The 13,841-nt window shown below is 70.5% G+C and carries 14 protein-coding genes; 7 read left to right on the forward strand and 7 right to left on the reverse strand.

From position 1 onward, the window contains the following. Window positions 1–172: 172 nt before the first annotated feature. Window positions 173–1,327: a cystathionine gamma-synthase gene (locus ACQEWB_RS30390; protein WP_432836520.1), complete on the forward strand. Its 1,155-nt coding sequence runs from the start codon at window positions 173–175 to the stop codon at window positions 1,325–1,327. A gap of 36 nt (window positions 1,328–1,363) precedes the next feature. Here ACQEWB_RS30390 and ACQEWB_RS30395 read toward each other — a convergent pair whose 3' ends face one another. From ACQEWB_RS30395 to ACQEWB_RS30405, 3 genes are all read right to left on the reverse strand, one after another. Next, window positions 1,364–1,612: a hypothetical protein gene (locus ACQEWB_RS30395; protein ID WP_432836522.1), complete on the reverse strand. Its 249-nt coding sequence runs from the start codon at window positions 1,610–1,612 to the stop codon at window positions 1,364–1,366. Window positions 1,613–1,682: 70 nt separating this feature from the next. Further along, entirely contained in the window at window positions 1,683–2,186 is a 504-nt protein-coding gene (locus ACQEWB_RS30400) for a sigma factor-like helix-turn-helix DNA-binding protein (protein WP_432836524.1), read from the reverse strand. Window positions 2,187–2,312: 126 nt separating this feature from the next. Continuing rightward, the gene (locus tag ACQEWB_RS30405; protein ID WP_432844095.1) at window positions 2,313–2,819 is read right to left on the reverse strand and encodes a MarR family winged helix-turn-helix transcriptional regulator; all 507 of its coding nucleotides are present in this window, start codon (window positions 2,817–2,819) and stop codon (window positions 2,313–2,315) included. Between the two features lie 162 nt (window positions 2,820–2,981). On the opposite strand from ACQEWB_RS30405, the gene ilvA reads away from it, so the two are divergent. From ilvA to ACQEWB_RS30420, 3 genes are all read left to right on the forward strand, one after another. After that, window positions 2,982–4,211 (forward strand): threonine ammonia-lyase, encoded by a 1,230-nt coding sequence (ilvA, locus tag ACQEWB_RS30410; RefSeq protein ID WP_432836526.1) that lies wholly within the window; start codon window positions 2,982–2,984, stop codon window positions 4,209–4,211. A gap of 157 nt (window positions 4,212–4,368) precedes the next feature. Then, window positions 4,369–5,385: an ATP-binding cassette domain-containing protein gene (locus ACQEWB_RS30415; RefSeq protein WP_432836528.1), complete on the forward strand. Its 1,017-nt coding sequence runs from the start codon at window positions 4,369–4,371 to the stop codon at window positions 5,383–5,385. After that, window positions 5,382–6,239, forward strand: coding sequence for an ABC transporter permease (locus tag ACQEWB_RS30420; protein ID WP_432836530.1), 858 nt, complete (start codon window positions 5,382–5,384; stop codon window positions 6,237–6,239). The genes ACQEWB_RS30415 and ACQEWB_RS30420 overlap by 4 nt, the downstream gene beginning before the upstream one ends. 119 nt (window positions 6,240–6,358) lie before the next feature. Here ACQEWB_RS30420 and greA read toward each other — a convergent pair whose 3' ends face one another. Together greA and ACQEWB_RS30430 are read right to left on the reverse strand one after the other, a co-directional pair. After that, window positions 6,359–6,859: a transcription elongation factor GreA gene (greA, locus tag ACQEWB_RS30425; protein ID WP_432836532.1), complete on the reverse strand. Its 501-nt coding sequence runs from the start codon at window positions 6,857–6,859 to the stop codon at window positions 6,359–6,361. A gap of 168 nt (window positions 6,860–7,027) precedes the next feature. Beyond that, window positions 7,028–7,426 (reverse strand): DUF4307 domain-containing protein, encoded by a 399-nt coding sequence (locus tag ACQEWB_RS30430; RefSeq protein WP_432836534.1) that lies wholly within the window; start codon window positions 7,424–7,426, stop codon window positions 7,028–7,030. 149 nt (window positions 7,427–7,575) lie between these two features. On the opposite strand from ACQEWB_RS30430, the gene mca reads away from it, so the two are divergent. The 3 genes from mca to ACQEWB_RS30445 are packed head-to-tail and all read left to right on the forward strand — an operon-like array spanning window position 7,576 to window position 9,870. Beyond that, the gene (gene mca, locus ACQEWB_RS30435; protein ID WP_432844097.1) at window positions 7,576–8,436 is read left to right on the forward strand and encodes a mycothiol conjugate amidase Mca; all 861 of its coding nucleotides are present in this window, start codon (window positions 7,576–7,578) and stop codon (window positions 8,434–8,436) included. Then, window positions 8,429–8,671: a hypothetical protein gene (locus ACQEWB_RS30440; RefSeq protein WP_432836536.1), complete on the forward strand. Its 243-nt coding sequence runs from the start codon at window positions 8,429–8,431 to the stop codon at window positions 8,669–8,671. The genes mca and ACQEWB_RS30440 overlap by 8 nt, the downstream gene beginning before the upstream one ends. Before the next feature lie 59 nt (window positions 8,672–8,730). Next, the gene (locus ACQEWB_RS30445; RefSeq protein ID WP_432836538.1) at window positions 8,731–9,870 is read left to right on the forward strand and encodes a Fic family protein; all 1,140 of its coding nucleotides are present in this window, start codon (window positions 8,731–8,733) and stop codon (window positions 9,868–9,870) included. An 82-nt stretch (window positions 9,871–9,952) separates the two neighbouring features. Here ACQEWB_RS30445 and ACQEWB_RS30450 read toward each other — a convergent pair whose 3' ends face one another. After that, window positions 9,953–13,165: a tetratricopeptide repeat protein gene (locus tag ACQEWB_RS30450; protein WP_432836540.1), complete on the reverse strand. Its 3,213-nt coding sequence runs from the start codon at window positions 13,163–13,165 to the stop codon at window positions 9,953–9,955. 144 nt (window positions 13,166–13,309) lie between these two features. Continuing rightward, window positions 13,310–13,765, reverse strand: coding sequence for a hypothetical protein (locus ACQEWB_RS30455; RefSeq protein ID WP_432836542.1), 456 nt, complete (start codon window positions 13,763–13,765; stop codon window positions 13,310–13,312). Window positions 13,766–13,841 lie beyond the last annotated feature (76 nt).

The following is a 13,841-nucleotide window of genomic DNA, read 5'->3' on the forward strand; positions in this document are numbered from 1 at the left end:
AGACGCCACCGACAATTGGCGAACCAGGTCGGCGGCCTGTGGAAAACCGTCGGCCGCACCTGTGGACAACCACGGGTGACACCTCTCCGGAACCGAGGGAAAACCCGGAAGTACAGGCCCCCGGGTCTCGCCGTCCGACACCGGGACCCGGAGCGCACTACCCTCGGTGCCCATGAGCGACAGGCACATCAGTCAGCACTTCGAGACCCTCGCGATCCACGCGGGCAACACCGCCGATCCCCTCACCGGCGCGGTCGTCCCGCCGATCTACCAGGTCTCGACCTACAAGCAGGACGGCGTCGGCGGCCTGCGCGGGGGCTACGAGTACAGCCGTAGCGCCAACCCCACCAGGACCGCCCTGGAGGAGAACCTCGCGGCCCTCGAGGGCGGCCGCCGCGGGCTCGCGTTCGCGTCCGGACTGGCGGCCGAGGACTGCCTGTTGCGTACGCTGCTCAGCCCCGGCGACCACGTGGTCATCCCCAACGACGCGTACGGCGGCACCTTCCGGCTGTTCGCCAAGGTCGTCTCCCGGTGGGGGGTGGAGTGGTCGGTCGCCGACACCAGCGATCCGTCCGCCGTACGGGCCGCCCTCACCTCGAAGACCAAGGCCGTGTGGGTGGAGACCCCCTCCAACCCGCTGCTCGGCATCACCGACATCGCCGTCGTCGCGCAGATCGCCCGGGACGCCGGCGCGAAGCTGGTCGTCGACAACACCTTCGCCACGCCGTACCTCCAGCAGCCGCTGGCGCTCGGCGCGGACGTCGTCGTGCACTCCCTCACGAAGTACATGGGCGGCCACTCCGACGTCGTCGGCGGTGCGCTGGTCGTCGCCGACGAGGCCCTCGGCGAGGAACTGGCGTACCACCAGAACGCGATGGGCGCGGTCGCCGGGCCCTTCGACTCCTGGCTGGTGCTGCGCGGCAGCAAGACCCTGTCGGTGCGCATGGACCGGCACAGCGAGAACGCCACCAAGGTCGCCGACATGCTGACCCGGCACGCGCGCGTGACGCGCGTCCTGTACCCGGGCCTGGAGGACCACCCGGGTCACGAGGTCGCCGCCAAGCAGATGCGGTCCTTCGGCGGCATGGTGTCGTTCCAGGTCGCGGGCGGTGAGGAGGCGGCCGTCGAGGTCTGCAACCGCGCCAAGGTGTTCACGCTCGGCGAGTCCCTGGGCGGCGTCGAGTCGCTGATCGAGCACCCCGGCCGGATGACGCACGCGTCCGCCGCCGGCTCCGCCCTGGAGGTGCCGGCCGACCTGGTGCGCCTCTCCGTGGGCATCGAGAACGTCGAGGACCTCCTGGAGGACCTCCAGCAGGCGCTCGGCTAGCCGAGCGGGAGCGAGGGAGAGCCCGAAGAGGGGCTCTCACCAGCCCGTGTACGGGGGAGTCGTCTGCGAGGGCGGCTCCACCCACGGGCGGGCCATCAGGGCCCAGACCACGAACGCCACGGCCGCGGCACACAACAGCAGCCACATCAGCCGCCGGGCGATCATCCTGCGCTTCAGCATGCGGGCCCCGCGGCGCATCACCTCCGCGTACAGCTCGGGCGGCACCGGCGGCGGCACGGACTCCATGATCCGCCGCGCCGAGGCCTCACGCTCGGGCCGGTTCACCGACGCCACCTCCCTGCGCCCACGCGCGCGTGGCCGTCGGCGTCCGCGCGGACGGGGCTCGTCCGGGCCCTCACGGGTGCGCCACCTTCGCGCCGACCACCCTCCGCGGCCGGTCCGGCGGCGGGTGCAGCAGGTTCGTCGTCGCACGGTCGCAGATAGCGCGGACGCGGTCGGGCGGCAGGCCGAGCAGCGCCGCCGTCTGCTCCTCGGCGACCCCCTCGTACAACCGGAGCACCAGGATCAGCCGTTCCTGCGGGCTGAGGCCGGCCAGCGCGGCGGCGGGGTGCGGGCGGCCGCGGCCGAGACCGCCGTACTGGTGCCAGGCGGTGCGCGCGAAACGGGTGGCCAGGAACTGGCGGGTGCGGTTGTACGGGTCCTCGCCGCGCAGTCGGTCCCAGCACGCGTACGTGTGCGCGAGGGCCAGCGTCAGCAGCCGCTGCGCGCGAGGGTTGGCGTCCGGTGCCTCCGCGGTGAGCAGCGTGGCGGCATGCAGCAGCCGTCCTGCCGCGCCCGCGACGAACGCCTCGAACTCACGGGCCCGGCGGACGCCCTGTGACGCCTGCCGTGATCGCACCGAGCCTCCCGCCTGACGCGGTCCCGATCTCATATGAGGGCAGGGGTGGCCTTTCGGTCAAGAGTCGCGCGGCAGGCGGGCACACGCGCGTGCCGGACCGGCACGTACACGCGCGTGCCGGACCGGCTACGCCGGCGAGGACGCCTCGGGGCCGGGAACGCCCTGGGCCGCCATCCGCGTGGACAGGGCGGTGTTGAAGCGCGTGAGGAGCGTGCAGAACGCCTCGCGCTCCTCCGGCGCCCAGTCGTGTGTCAGCTCGGCCATCAACTGACGCCTTGAGGAGCGCACTTCCTCCAGCCGCGACATCCCGCGCGGGGACAGCTGAAGCACCACGGCACGCCCGTCCTCGGGGTGCGAGGTGCGCTTGACGAGCCCGGTGTCGACCAGTGGAGCCACCTGCCGGGTCACCGTCGAGGAGTCGATGCCCATGCTGGCCGCGAGCGCCTTGACGCCCATCGGGCCTTCCTTGTCGAGGCGGTTGAGCAGCAGGTATGCGGCGCGGTCCATGGAGTTGCGCACCTGGCCGACTCCGCCGAGCCGGGTCTGTTCGGCACGGCGGGCGAAGACCGCCACCTCGTGCTGCAGCGTGTCGAGGAGACCGGTGTCACCGACGGTCGTCATGTCCATCGACATTTCAGGTGTTGTGGGCATGGCCGGAGGCTCGCTTCATGAGGGTGGTCTGGAATGGGGGACAGAGTACGCGGCTGGAAGGCGGGCCGTACCGGGGCTGCGCAAACCAGTCTCGGAGGTTGGTCACAGCCGAGCTTCCCGCCTGTGAACTGCGATGCTTGAGTCATGAGCTACAGCACGGCTGACTCCTTTCGGCCCGTGACCCTCGACGATGTTCGGGGCGCCCAGAAGATGCTCTCGGGCGTGGCACGGGTGACGGCGATGGAGGGCAGCAGGCATCTGTCCCAGCTGGTCGGCGCGCCGGTCCACTTCAAGTGCGAGAACCTCCAGCGCACGGGCTCCTTCAAACTGCGCGGCGCGTACGTCCGTATCGCCGGACTGCTGCCCGAGGAGCGTGCCGCCGGAGTCGTCGCGGCGAGCGCCGGCAACCACGCGCAGGGCGTCGCCCTCGCGTCCTCCCTGCTCGGCGTGCGCGCGACGGTGTTCATGCCGAAGGGCGCCCCGCTGCCGAAGATCAGCGCCACCCGTGAATACGGCGCCGAGGTGCGCCTGCACGGCCAGGTGGTCGACGAGACGCTGGCCGCCGCGCAGGAGTACGCGGCCGAGACGGGCGCGGTGTTCATCCACCCCTTCGACCACCCGGACATCATCGCGGGCCAGGGCACGGTCGGCCTGGAGATCCTGGAGCAGTGCCCCGAGGTGCGCACGATCGTCGTCGGTATCGGTGGCGGAGGCGTCGCGGCCGGTATCGCGGTCGCGGTGAAGGCGCTGCGGCCCGACGTGCGGATCGTGGGCGTACAGGCGGAGGGCGCGGCCGCGTACCCGCCCTCGCTCAGGGCCGGGCGGCCGATGTCGATCGACAACCCGGCGACGATGGCCGACGGCATCAAGGTCGGACGGCCCGGAGACGTGCCGTTCGAGATCATCAGCGAGCTGGTGGACGAGGTCCGCACGGTCACCGAGGACCAGCTCTCCACCGCCCTGCTGCTGTGTCTGGAGCGGGCCAAGCTGGTCGTCGAACCGGCCGGCGCGAGCCCGGTCGCGGCGCTCCTCGGCGATCCCGGCAGCTTCGAGGGTCCGGTCGTCGCGGTGCTGTCCGGCGGCAACGTCGACCCGCTGCTGATGCAGCGCGTCCTGCGCCACGGCATGGCCGCGCAGGGCCGCTACCTGGCCGTACGGCTGCGGCTGACGGACCGGCCGGGAGCGCTCGCCTCGCTGCTCGGGGCGTTGTCAGTGGTGGACGCTAACGTCCTCGACGTGAGCCATGTACGGACCGATCCACGGCTCGGGCTCACGGAGGCGGAGGTCGAGCTGCACCTGGAGACGAAGGGGCCGGAGCACTGCGCCGAGGTCGGCCGCGCCCTGCGCGAGGCGGGCTACACGGTCATCGACTGAGGCGGGACCCGGTGTCACTCGTTCGGGGAAATCCGTTGAGAGACGCGATACATCGCGTTATGGTGTGTCGCATGTCCCCGCCACCGTCATCCATCAGGCGGAACAAAACGCACAAACCTAGGCTTTCCGAAGAATCCCCGACGACGTGGAGACTCACATGCCAGGCGCCATCTATGCCGAAGGTCTCGTGAAGACCTTCGGCGACGTAAAGGCTCTGGACGGCGTCGACCTCGATGTCCCCGAGGGCACCGTGCTGGGCCTGCTCGGGCCGAACGGCGCGGGCAAGACGACCACTGTCCGCTGTCTGACGACCCTGCTGCAACCGGATAGTGGCAAGGCGGTCGTCGCCGGACTCGACGTGCTCAGGCAACCGAACGAGGTGCGCCGCTCGATCGGCCTGTCCGGCCAGTTCGCCGCGGTCGACGAATACCTGACCGGCCGCGAGAACCTCCAGATGGTCGGCCAGCTCTACCAGATGAAGGCCAAGGCCGCGAAGGCCCGGGCCGAGGAGCTGCTGGCCCAGTTCGACCTCACGGACGCCGCCGACCGCACCGCGAAGACCTACTCCGGAGGCATGCGCCGCCGGCTCGACCTCGCGGCCGCCCTGGTCGTCTCGCCGCCCGTGATGTTCATGGACGAGCCGACGACCGGCCTCGACCCGCGCAACCGCCAACTGCTGTGGGAGGTCATCAAACAGCTCGTCTCCGGCGGTACGACCCTGCTGCTGACCACCCAGTACCTGGAAGAGGCCGACCACCTCGCGCACGACATCGCGGTCGTCGACCACGGCAAGGTCATCGCCCGCGGCACCTCCGACCAGCTCAAGGCCCGCACCGGCGGCGAGCGCGTCGAGGCCGTCGTGCACGAGCGCGAGCACATCCCGACCGCCCGCGAGGTCCTCGCCGGCTTCGGCAAGGGCGAGCTCACGGTCGAGGAGCACACCCGCAAGCTCACCGTGCCCGTCACCGGCGGCGCCAAGCTGCTGGCCGAGGTCATCCGGGAGCTGGACGTCCGCGGCATCGAGATCGACGACATCGGCCTGCGCCGCCCCACCCTCGACGACGTGTTCCTGTCCCTGACCGGACACGTGGCCGAGGAGAAGCCGGAGGAGAACGGCAAAGCGGCGGACGCCCCCGCCAAGGACCGCAAGCACAAGAAGGAGGCCGCCCAGTGAGCGCCGTCACCGACGCGGTGCGGGTCGCGCCGACCGGGAACCCCGTCAGCCAGTCCTTCCGGGACTCGATGGTCGTCGCGAAACGCAATCTGATCCGCATGAGCCGGATTCCAGAAATGATCATCTACGGGCTCATCCAGCCCATCATGTTCGTGGTGCTCTTCACCTACGTCTTCGGCGGTTCCATGCAGATCGGCGGCAGCACCAGCGCCGTCGACTACAAGAACTTCCTGATGGCCGGCATCTTCGCGCAGACCGTCACGTTCGCCACCGCCAGCTCCGGCGCGGGTATCGCCGACGACATGCACAAGGGGCTCATCGACCGCTTCCGCTCGCTGCCCATGGCACGCGGCGCGGTGCTCACCGGGCGCACCCTCGCGGACCTGGTGCAGACGGCGCTGACCCTGGTGGTCCTCGCCCTCGTCGCCCTGCTGGTCGGCTGGCGGGTCGGGACGGACGGCGACACCAACGCCGCGAAGGTCCTCGCCGCCTTCGGGCTCCTGCTCCTGCTCGGGTACGCGTTCACCTGGATCGGCGCCCTGATCGGCATGTCCGTACGGACCCCCGAGGCGGCCACCTCCAGCGGACTGATCTGGCTCTTCCCGGTCACGTTCATCTCGAACGCCTTCGTGGACACCAGCCACATGACCCCGTGGCTGCGGCACATCGCCGAGTGGAACCCCTTCAGCGCCACCGTCCAGGCGGCCCGCGTGCTGTTCGCGAACCCGGGCCAGTCGCAGTCCGACGCCTGGCCGATGGTGCACCCGGTCTGGGCCTCGCTGATCTACTCGGCGCTGATCATCGTCATATTCAGGACGCTGGCGGTGCGTAAATACCGCTCGGCCACGGCCTGACCGACGGGGAAATACCGACGAGGAAATACCGACGGGGACATGACGAAGCCCCCGGCATCACCAGGACACCGGGGGCTCGTCAAGGGCGCGTCGGCCGGGGCGGCCGGACCGGGGCGGGGTCAGCCGTTGTAGGGCTCGGCCTTGAGGATCGTCACGGAGGCCTTCCTGCCGTTCGGCAGTTCGTACTCCGCGTCCTCGCCGACCTTGTGGCCGATCACGCCGGAGCCCAGCGGGGACTGCGGCGAGTAGGTCTCGATGTCGGCGCTCGCGTACTCGCGCGAGGCGAGCAGGAAGGTCGTCGTGTCGTCCTCGTCGCCGTCGAAGGCGATCGTCACGACCATGCCGGGCGCCACCGCGCCGTCCGCGGACGCCGGGGTCTCGCCGACCTTGGCCTTCTCCAGGAGCTGGGTGAGCTGGCGGATGCGGAGCTCCTGCTTGCCCTGCTCCTCCTTGGCCGCGTGGTACCCGCCGTTCTCGCGCAGGTCGCCCTCCTCGCGCGCGGCCGCGATCTTCGCGGTGACTTCCTCGCGCGCGGGACCAGACAGGTACGCCAGCTCTTCCTTGAGCTTGGTGTACGCCTCCTGCGTAAGCCAGGTGACGTCTTCGCTGGTCTGGGTCACAGATGCTCCTCGTAGGTACTGGGAATACAAAGCATCGCCCTACCCAGAAGAATGTTCCTTCACGGAAGGGCGAAACCACGAGCCTAACAATTCAGCGGCCCAAGGGGGAGGACATAAGCCATCAGAAATACGTCGCCGCAGGTCAGCCCGGAAGGATCGGGGGTGAAGTCAGTCAGCGTGGCAGCCGAGCAGCTCGGCCGTGGTGCCGGGGGCCGTCGTACGGAGCGTGACGACCTTGTCGATGCGGGTCGCGCTGCCGCCGAAGCGGAAGTCCGCCCGGCCCACCTCGGACTGGTCCGCGGCCTGGGAGCGCACGGTGCAGTAGCCGGAGGTGCCGGCGTCCTTGCGGACCTCGAGGTGGATCGAGACCGAGTCCTTGTGCGGCTCGAACGTGATCACCTCGCCGCTGATCTTGTTCTGGCCGACGTAGTGGTAGGCGAAGTAGCCGATCAGGGCGAGCAGCAGGGTCCCGAGCACGGCGCCGGCGATCTTGAGCCGGTGGTCGGCGCGCTCGTCCGAGGAGCGGCCGTAGCGGCCCTCGGGCAGCTTCGTGCTCGCCGTACTCATGATCGTCCTCTCGGCAAAAGGCTCCCGGGGCCGGACCCAGGAATTATTCGCCCTCCGATTCGGTCACTATAGAAGCCGCCGATCGCCCCCCGAGTCACCGGGGGCGCCGACTGACCAAGGATTGAGTCTTGACTGACCAGCTGCGACTGATGGCCGTGCACGCCCACCCCGACGACGAGTCGAGCAAGGGCGCGGCCACCATGGCGAAGTACGTGTCCGAGGGGGTGGACGTGCTGGTCGTGACCTGCACGGGCGGGGAGCGCGGCTCCATCCTCAATCCGAAGCTGCAGGGCGACAAGTACATCGAGGAGCACATCCACGAAGTACGCAAGAAGGAGATGGACGAGGCCCGCGAGATCCTCGGCGTCAGGCAGGAGTGGCTCGGCTTCGTCGACTCCGGCCTGCCCGAGGGCGACCCGCTGCCCCCGCTCCCCGAGGGCTGCTTCGCGCTGGAGGACGTCGACAAGGCGGCCGGCGAGCTGGTGAAGCAGATCCGCGCCTTCCGCCCTCAGGTGATCACCACCTATGACGAGAACGGCGGTTACCCGCACCCCGACCACATCATGACCCACAAGATCTCGATGGTGGCCTTCGAGGGCGCGGCGGACACCGAGAAGTTCCCGGAGTCCGAGTTCGGTGCCGCGTACCAGCCGCAGAAGCTGTACTACAACCAGGGCTTCAACCGCCCGCGCACCGAGGCGCTGCACAACGCGCTCCTGGAGCGCGGTCTGGAGTCACCGTACGGGGACTGGCTCAAGCGCTGGGCCGAGTTCGAGCGCACCGAGCGCACGCTGACCACGCACATCCCGTGTGCCGAGTTCTTCGAGATCCGGGACAAGGCGCTGATCGCCCACGCCACGCAGATCGACCCCGACGGAGGCTGGTTCAAGGTCCCGATGGAGATCCAGAAGGAGGTCTGGCCGACGGAGGAGTACGAGCTCGCGAAGTCGCTCGTGGACACCTCCCTCCCCGAGGACGACCTCTTCGCGGGCATCCGCGAGAATGCCTGACATGAGCGCAAGCGTGAGCCTGGCACTGACGAACCTCGTCCCCCTCGCCAAGGAGGTGGACGAGAACAAGGTCACCCCCGGCGTCCTCGGCTTCATCGTCTTCGCGGCGATGGCCCTGGCCGTGTGGGGGCTGATGAAGTCGATGAGCCGACACATGAACAAGGTCGAGTTCACGGAGGTCCCGGACCCGAAGGTGGAGCCCTCCGCCGAGGAACCCGCGGACTCCAAGGGCTGAGTCTCGCGCCGATGGTCTGACGGCATGATTCCGTGACACCCTGTGGGTATCATGGAGTCATGCTGCACCAGATTCCTGCCCTCACCTCGAAGGACCGAGAGGTGCTGGAGGACGTCGAGGCGATGCGCCGTGAACTTCAGCACCAGGTCCTTCAGACGCCGACCAAGTGGACGGCGGGGCTGCGCAGGACGCTGACGGCGAATGCCATCGCGGGCTCCAACACGATCGAGGGCTACAAAGTCGATTCCGTCGACGTCGAGGATCTGATCGACGGCGAACAGGAAGTGGCCACGTCGGAGGAGAACAAGGCGGAGACGCTGGCGTATCAGCACGCCATGACCTACATCCAGTCCCTCCACGACGCTCCCGGCTTCACTTACTCGGTGTGGCTGCTGAACGCTCTGCACTGGATGCTTCAAGGGCACCACTACCCGAGGAAGCTCGCAGGCCAGTTCCGCAGGCGAGGGGTGTGGATCAACGAGCCAGGGGCTCCGGAAGAAGTCGCTTACGTAGCGCCGGATCACGATCTGTTGCCCAAGCTCATGGGTGAACTGGTCGAGTGGGCCAATGAGGGAGATCTGGACGCCCCCATGCTGGTCCGAGCGGCGATGGTGCACCTCAACCTGGTCAACATCCACCCGTGGCCGGACGGCAACGGCCGTATGTCGCGCTCGCTCCAGACCCTGGTCATCGCTCGTGGCGGCACGCTCGCACCCGAGTTCTCGTCCATCGAGTCATGGCTGGGCAAGCCGAAGAACACGTGGGAGTACTACAGGGTCCTCAACCAGGTGGGCGGACGTGAGTGGAGCCCTCGGCGCGACACCGCCCCCTGGCTCCGCTTCAACCTCCTCGCCTACCACCAGCAGTCCCAGTCGGTGCAGCACCGCATCGACCGTTCCAACCGCTGCTGGATCGACCTGACCGCTTACGCGGAGCGCCACGGCATCGACGAACGCCAGATCACGGCCCTGCACGACGCCGCGCTCGCCGGCCGGGTCCGCCGCGCGCGTTACCAGCGGGCCGAGAACCTGAGCAATCAGCAGGCGGTACGGGACGTCCGCGCCCTGACCGAGGCGGGGCTGCTGGAAGCCGTCGGCAACACGAAGTCCCGTTTCTACGTACCGGGCCCGGACTTCCCCGCAGAGGTGCTGGCAGCCGTCCGGCAGCCGATCCGGCTCGTGGATCCGTACGAGGACTGAAGGCCTCGGTTCATGAGCAGCCGGGCGACGCCGCGGGGCGCGGCCGTGTCGGGCCCGCTCATGTCGGTCCTCCCGCCTCCCGTCACCGGGACGAAGCCGTCACCGCCACTCCCATGACTTCCCGCGCATGACGGTTCGGCACCATTCCGAGCCGCCAAGCCTGCCAGCCCGCCTCCAGGTTCACGCCCCGTTCCAGCAACAGTGCGTACGCGCCGACGTACTCGTCCAGCTTCTCGTCCCGGAGAGAATGGCCCGTCCGGGAGAGCTGGCTCAGTTCCTCCTGGGCCACCGCGCTGCCTATGTCCACGCCGCCCGGAGCCGCGTACGGCAGGAGGGTGCAGCGGAGGAAGCGGGACCAGTCCTCGCCGCGGCGGTCGCCGTAGGACGTGAACAGGGTGGTCGCGTCGTCGCAGAGGGCGAGGGCCTGCTGGGTGCGGGTGTTGCCCGCGTCGACGACCGCGAGTTCCAGGCAGGTCCAGGCCTCGCCGTGGGCTACGCCGATGCGCTGGAAGTCGGCGCGGGCGTCGACCAGGAGCTGGCGGGCGAAGCCGGAGTTGCGCAACGAGCCCGTCTGGGCCGCCCGTTGGTCGCGGGTGACTCTGGCCGAGTGGTGGCGGGCGCAGGCCAGGCCGTACACGTCGCGCATCCGGGAGAACATCGTGCGGGAGCGCTCCAGTTCGCGGACCGCGTGGTCGAGGTTGCCCGTCTCCTCCAGGGCCTGGCCCAGGTAGTAGAGGGTCCAGGCCTCGCCGCGCGCGTCCTCGTTCTCCCGGTGCCGGGCCGCTGCCTGGCGCAGGCCGTCCACCGCCGGGGACGGGTCGCCGGCGACCAGGCGGGCGCGGGCCAGCTGGGTCAGCGCCCAGGCCTCGCCGCGGGCGTCGCGGGTACGGCCGTACCGGTCGAGGGCCGCGTTCAGCTCGTCCTCCGCGCGCGGTACGTCGCCCATCCGCAGGCCCAGCTGGCCGAGCTGGAAGTGCGCCCAGGCCTCGCCGTGCACGGACTCGCCGGCCCGGTGCAGCACCAGTGACTGGGTGAGCAGCCGCATCGCCTCCGAGAGGTGCGCGCGGTCCCGCTCCACCGCCGCGAGGGCGTGCATCGTCCAGGCGCGGTCCGTCGCCAGCTCGGGCGCGGCCTGGAGGTCCAGGGCCTCCCGGAGCTTCGCCGCCGCCTCGGTGAGGTTGCCCTGGTGGTGCAGGGTGATGCCGAGCGAGCAGAGGGCGCGGGCGGCGCCCGCGTCGTGATGCGCCTCCATGTACAGGTCCACGACCGAGGAGAGGGTGGTGCGGGCCTTGTCCAGCTCGCCCAGCTGCCGGGCCGCGATACCCGTGCGCCACTGCACCGAGCGGACCAGGAGGCCCTGGTCGACGGCCTGCGCCAGTTCGCTGATCTCGCCGAGGCGGTAGAGGTCGCCGCGCAGCAGGCAGTAGTCGCACAGCGCGCCGAGGAGGTTGAGGACCGCCGCCTGGTTCACGCCCTCCGCGTGCCGGAGCGTCGAGGTGATGAAGCTCGACTCGTCGTCCAGCCAGCGCAGCGCCTCGTCCAGCGAGGTGAAGCCGTGCGGGCTGAACCGGTCCGAGCGCGTCGACATGTTGCCGTCGACCAGGCGCAGCACCGAGTCCGCGAGGTCGGCGTAGTTGACGATCAGCCGCTCCTGCGCGGCCGTACGCTCGGCCGGTTCCTCCTCGTCGAGCAGCCGGGCCTGGGCGAAGGCCCGCACCAGGTCGTGCAGCCGGTAGCGGTCGCCGCGGACCTGGTCGATCAGCCCCGCGCGGGAGAGGGCGGCCAGCTGCCGGGTCGCCTCCGTCTCGTCGGTCGCCAGCAGCGAGGCGGCCGCGGCGGCCCCGAGCGAGGCGCGGCCCGCGAGGGCGAGCCGGCGCAGCAGTCGGCGGGCCGTGTCCGACTGGTCGGTGTAGCGCAGCCACAGCACCCGCTCGGTCGGCTCGACCGGGCCGTACGCCGCCAGATCCGTGGCCAGTTGGCGCGGGGAGCGCGGGCCCAGCGAGGAGCCGGCGATGCTCAGCGCCAGCGGCAGCCCGCCGCACAGCTCCCTGATCAGATCCGCGGAATCCGCGTCGTAGGGCCCCGAGTTCTCCTGCGCCGCCGCGTCGAGGAGTTCCTCCGCGCCCGCCGCGTCCAGCGCCTCCACCGCCAACTGGTGCACCTGCGCCGGGAGATCCGACGGCAGCTCCAGCCGCTCCCGGGCGGTCACCAGGACCAGGCTGTCGGAGCGCTCGGGGACCAGGGTGCGCACCTGCTCGGGGTCCCAGGCGTCGTCCAGGACGATCGTGACCGGCAGCCCCGTCAGATGCTGGTGGTACAGCTCGCTGAGCCGCTTGACCTGCTGGTCGGGGGAGGAGCGCTCACGGAACAGCAGCTGTTCGCGGGGTGCGCCGAGCCGGTTCAGGAGGTGCAGCAGGGCGTCCCGGGTGGACAGCGGCTGTTCCTCCGGGCTGGCGCCGCGCAGGTCGACGACGCAGGCGCCACGGAAGTAGTCCTTCAGGTCGTGGGTCGCGCGCACGGCCAGGGTCGTACGGCCGCTGCCGGGCGCCCCGTGCAGTACGACGACCGTCGGCCGGGTCTCGGTGCTCGCCCGCGAGGCCTGCACCCACTGCCGGATCCGCGCCATCTCCTGCCGCCGGCCCGCGAACGCGCCCTCCGGATCGGGGAGTTGGCCGAAGGACTGGGCCAGCACGCTGCGCCCGCGGGCCGCCGCGCTCTTGTCCGCGCCCTTCAGCTGCGGGCCGCCCGGCTTCTTCGGGGTCCTGGTGGCGGCGGCGGTGAGCACCCGCTGCTGGTCGAGGAACGGGCGGATGCCACGTACCTCCAAGGCCGTCAGCCACTGCAGCCGCAGCTGCTCGGGGCCGCCGGGCTGGCTCGCGGCGCCGGCGCGGTGGTGCGCGGCGGGCAGATGCGAGCCGGCCACCTTCACCACCGTCGCGGCGGCGCCGACGACGGCCACCGTCGCACCCACGCCGAGTGCGGTGCCCGTGTCGGTGCCGAAGGCGAGGTCGGCCACCACGGCCGCGACCGCGGCGACGACCGCCACCAGCAGGGGAGTTCCGGCGCCCTCCTTGGCGTAGCGCTGTCCGAAGGTGAGGCGGCCGGCCTCCGACTCGTCCAGCGCCCGTGCGTAGGCCTCGTACTCCTCGGCGGCCGTCTCCGCCATCGCGTCCAGCGCGGCGCGCGACCTCGACAGCAGCACGCCTCCGTCGGTGCGGCCGCCGGAGCGCCGCACCTCTTCCTCCACGGCCCGGGCCAACAGCCGTTCGGCGTCCGCCCGGTGGCTGTCCCGCATGTCACGTCCCCCTCCGGCGTCAACTCCTTTGCCTATGAGTGTCCTTCGGGGGAGCCCTGAGCGACAGAGGGCGGCGATCACGCGGGGGCGCTGAGCGCGGGACGGCGGCGACCACCCGCGGGCCGTAAGGCGGGAGGCCGGCGATCACTCGCGCGGCACCCGGCGCTCCACGACGGCGAGGCGGATGCACACGGCGGCGAGCACCGCCTCCGCCAGCGCGCAGGCCACCGCCTGGGTGAGCTCGGTGCCGGGCTGTGCCGTCGTCATGTCGAACCAGGCGTCCAGCACCGCGACGGCCGCCGTCGCCGAGGCCGTGAGCCGGGCCCGCGGGTCGCCGCGCAGCCCGAGCAGGGCCGTCGCCGCGCAGCCCGCCGCCATCAGGACGTCGAGGCCGATCCAGGCCACCGACCAGTGCCGTACCTCGGTGTCGGCCGGGAGGGTCAGGCCCAGCACCACCATCCACGGCACCAGCAGCACCGCCGCCGCGCCCAGCAGCACCAGCGACCATCTCCTCAGCAGGACGACCACCGCACCCACCGCCAGGCCGAGCAGAAGCAGCGTCCATCCCAGCAGCTGCCCCGCGCACGACTGTTTCCTCATCGAGCTCCCCCTTTCGATCCCACGCCTCAACGCTAGACCGCAGAGAAATCTCTGCAAAGAAAATTCGGCAGACATC

Origin of the sequence: Streptomyces sp. CA-249302, from assembly GCF_050936785.1 — a bacterium.
Lineage (GTDB): Bacteria > Actinomycetota > Actinomycetes > Streptomycetales > Streptomycetaceae > Streptomyces.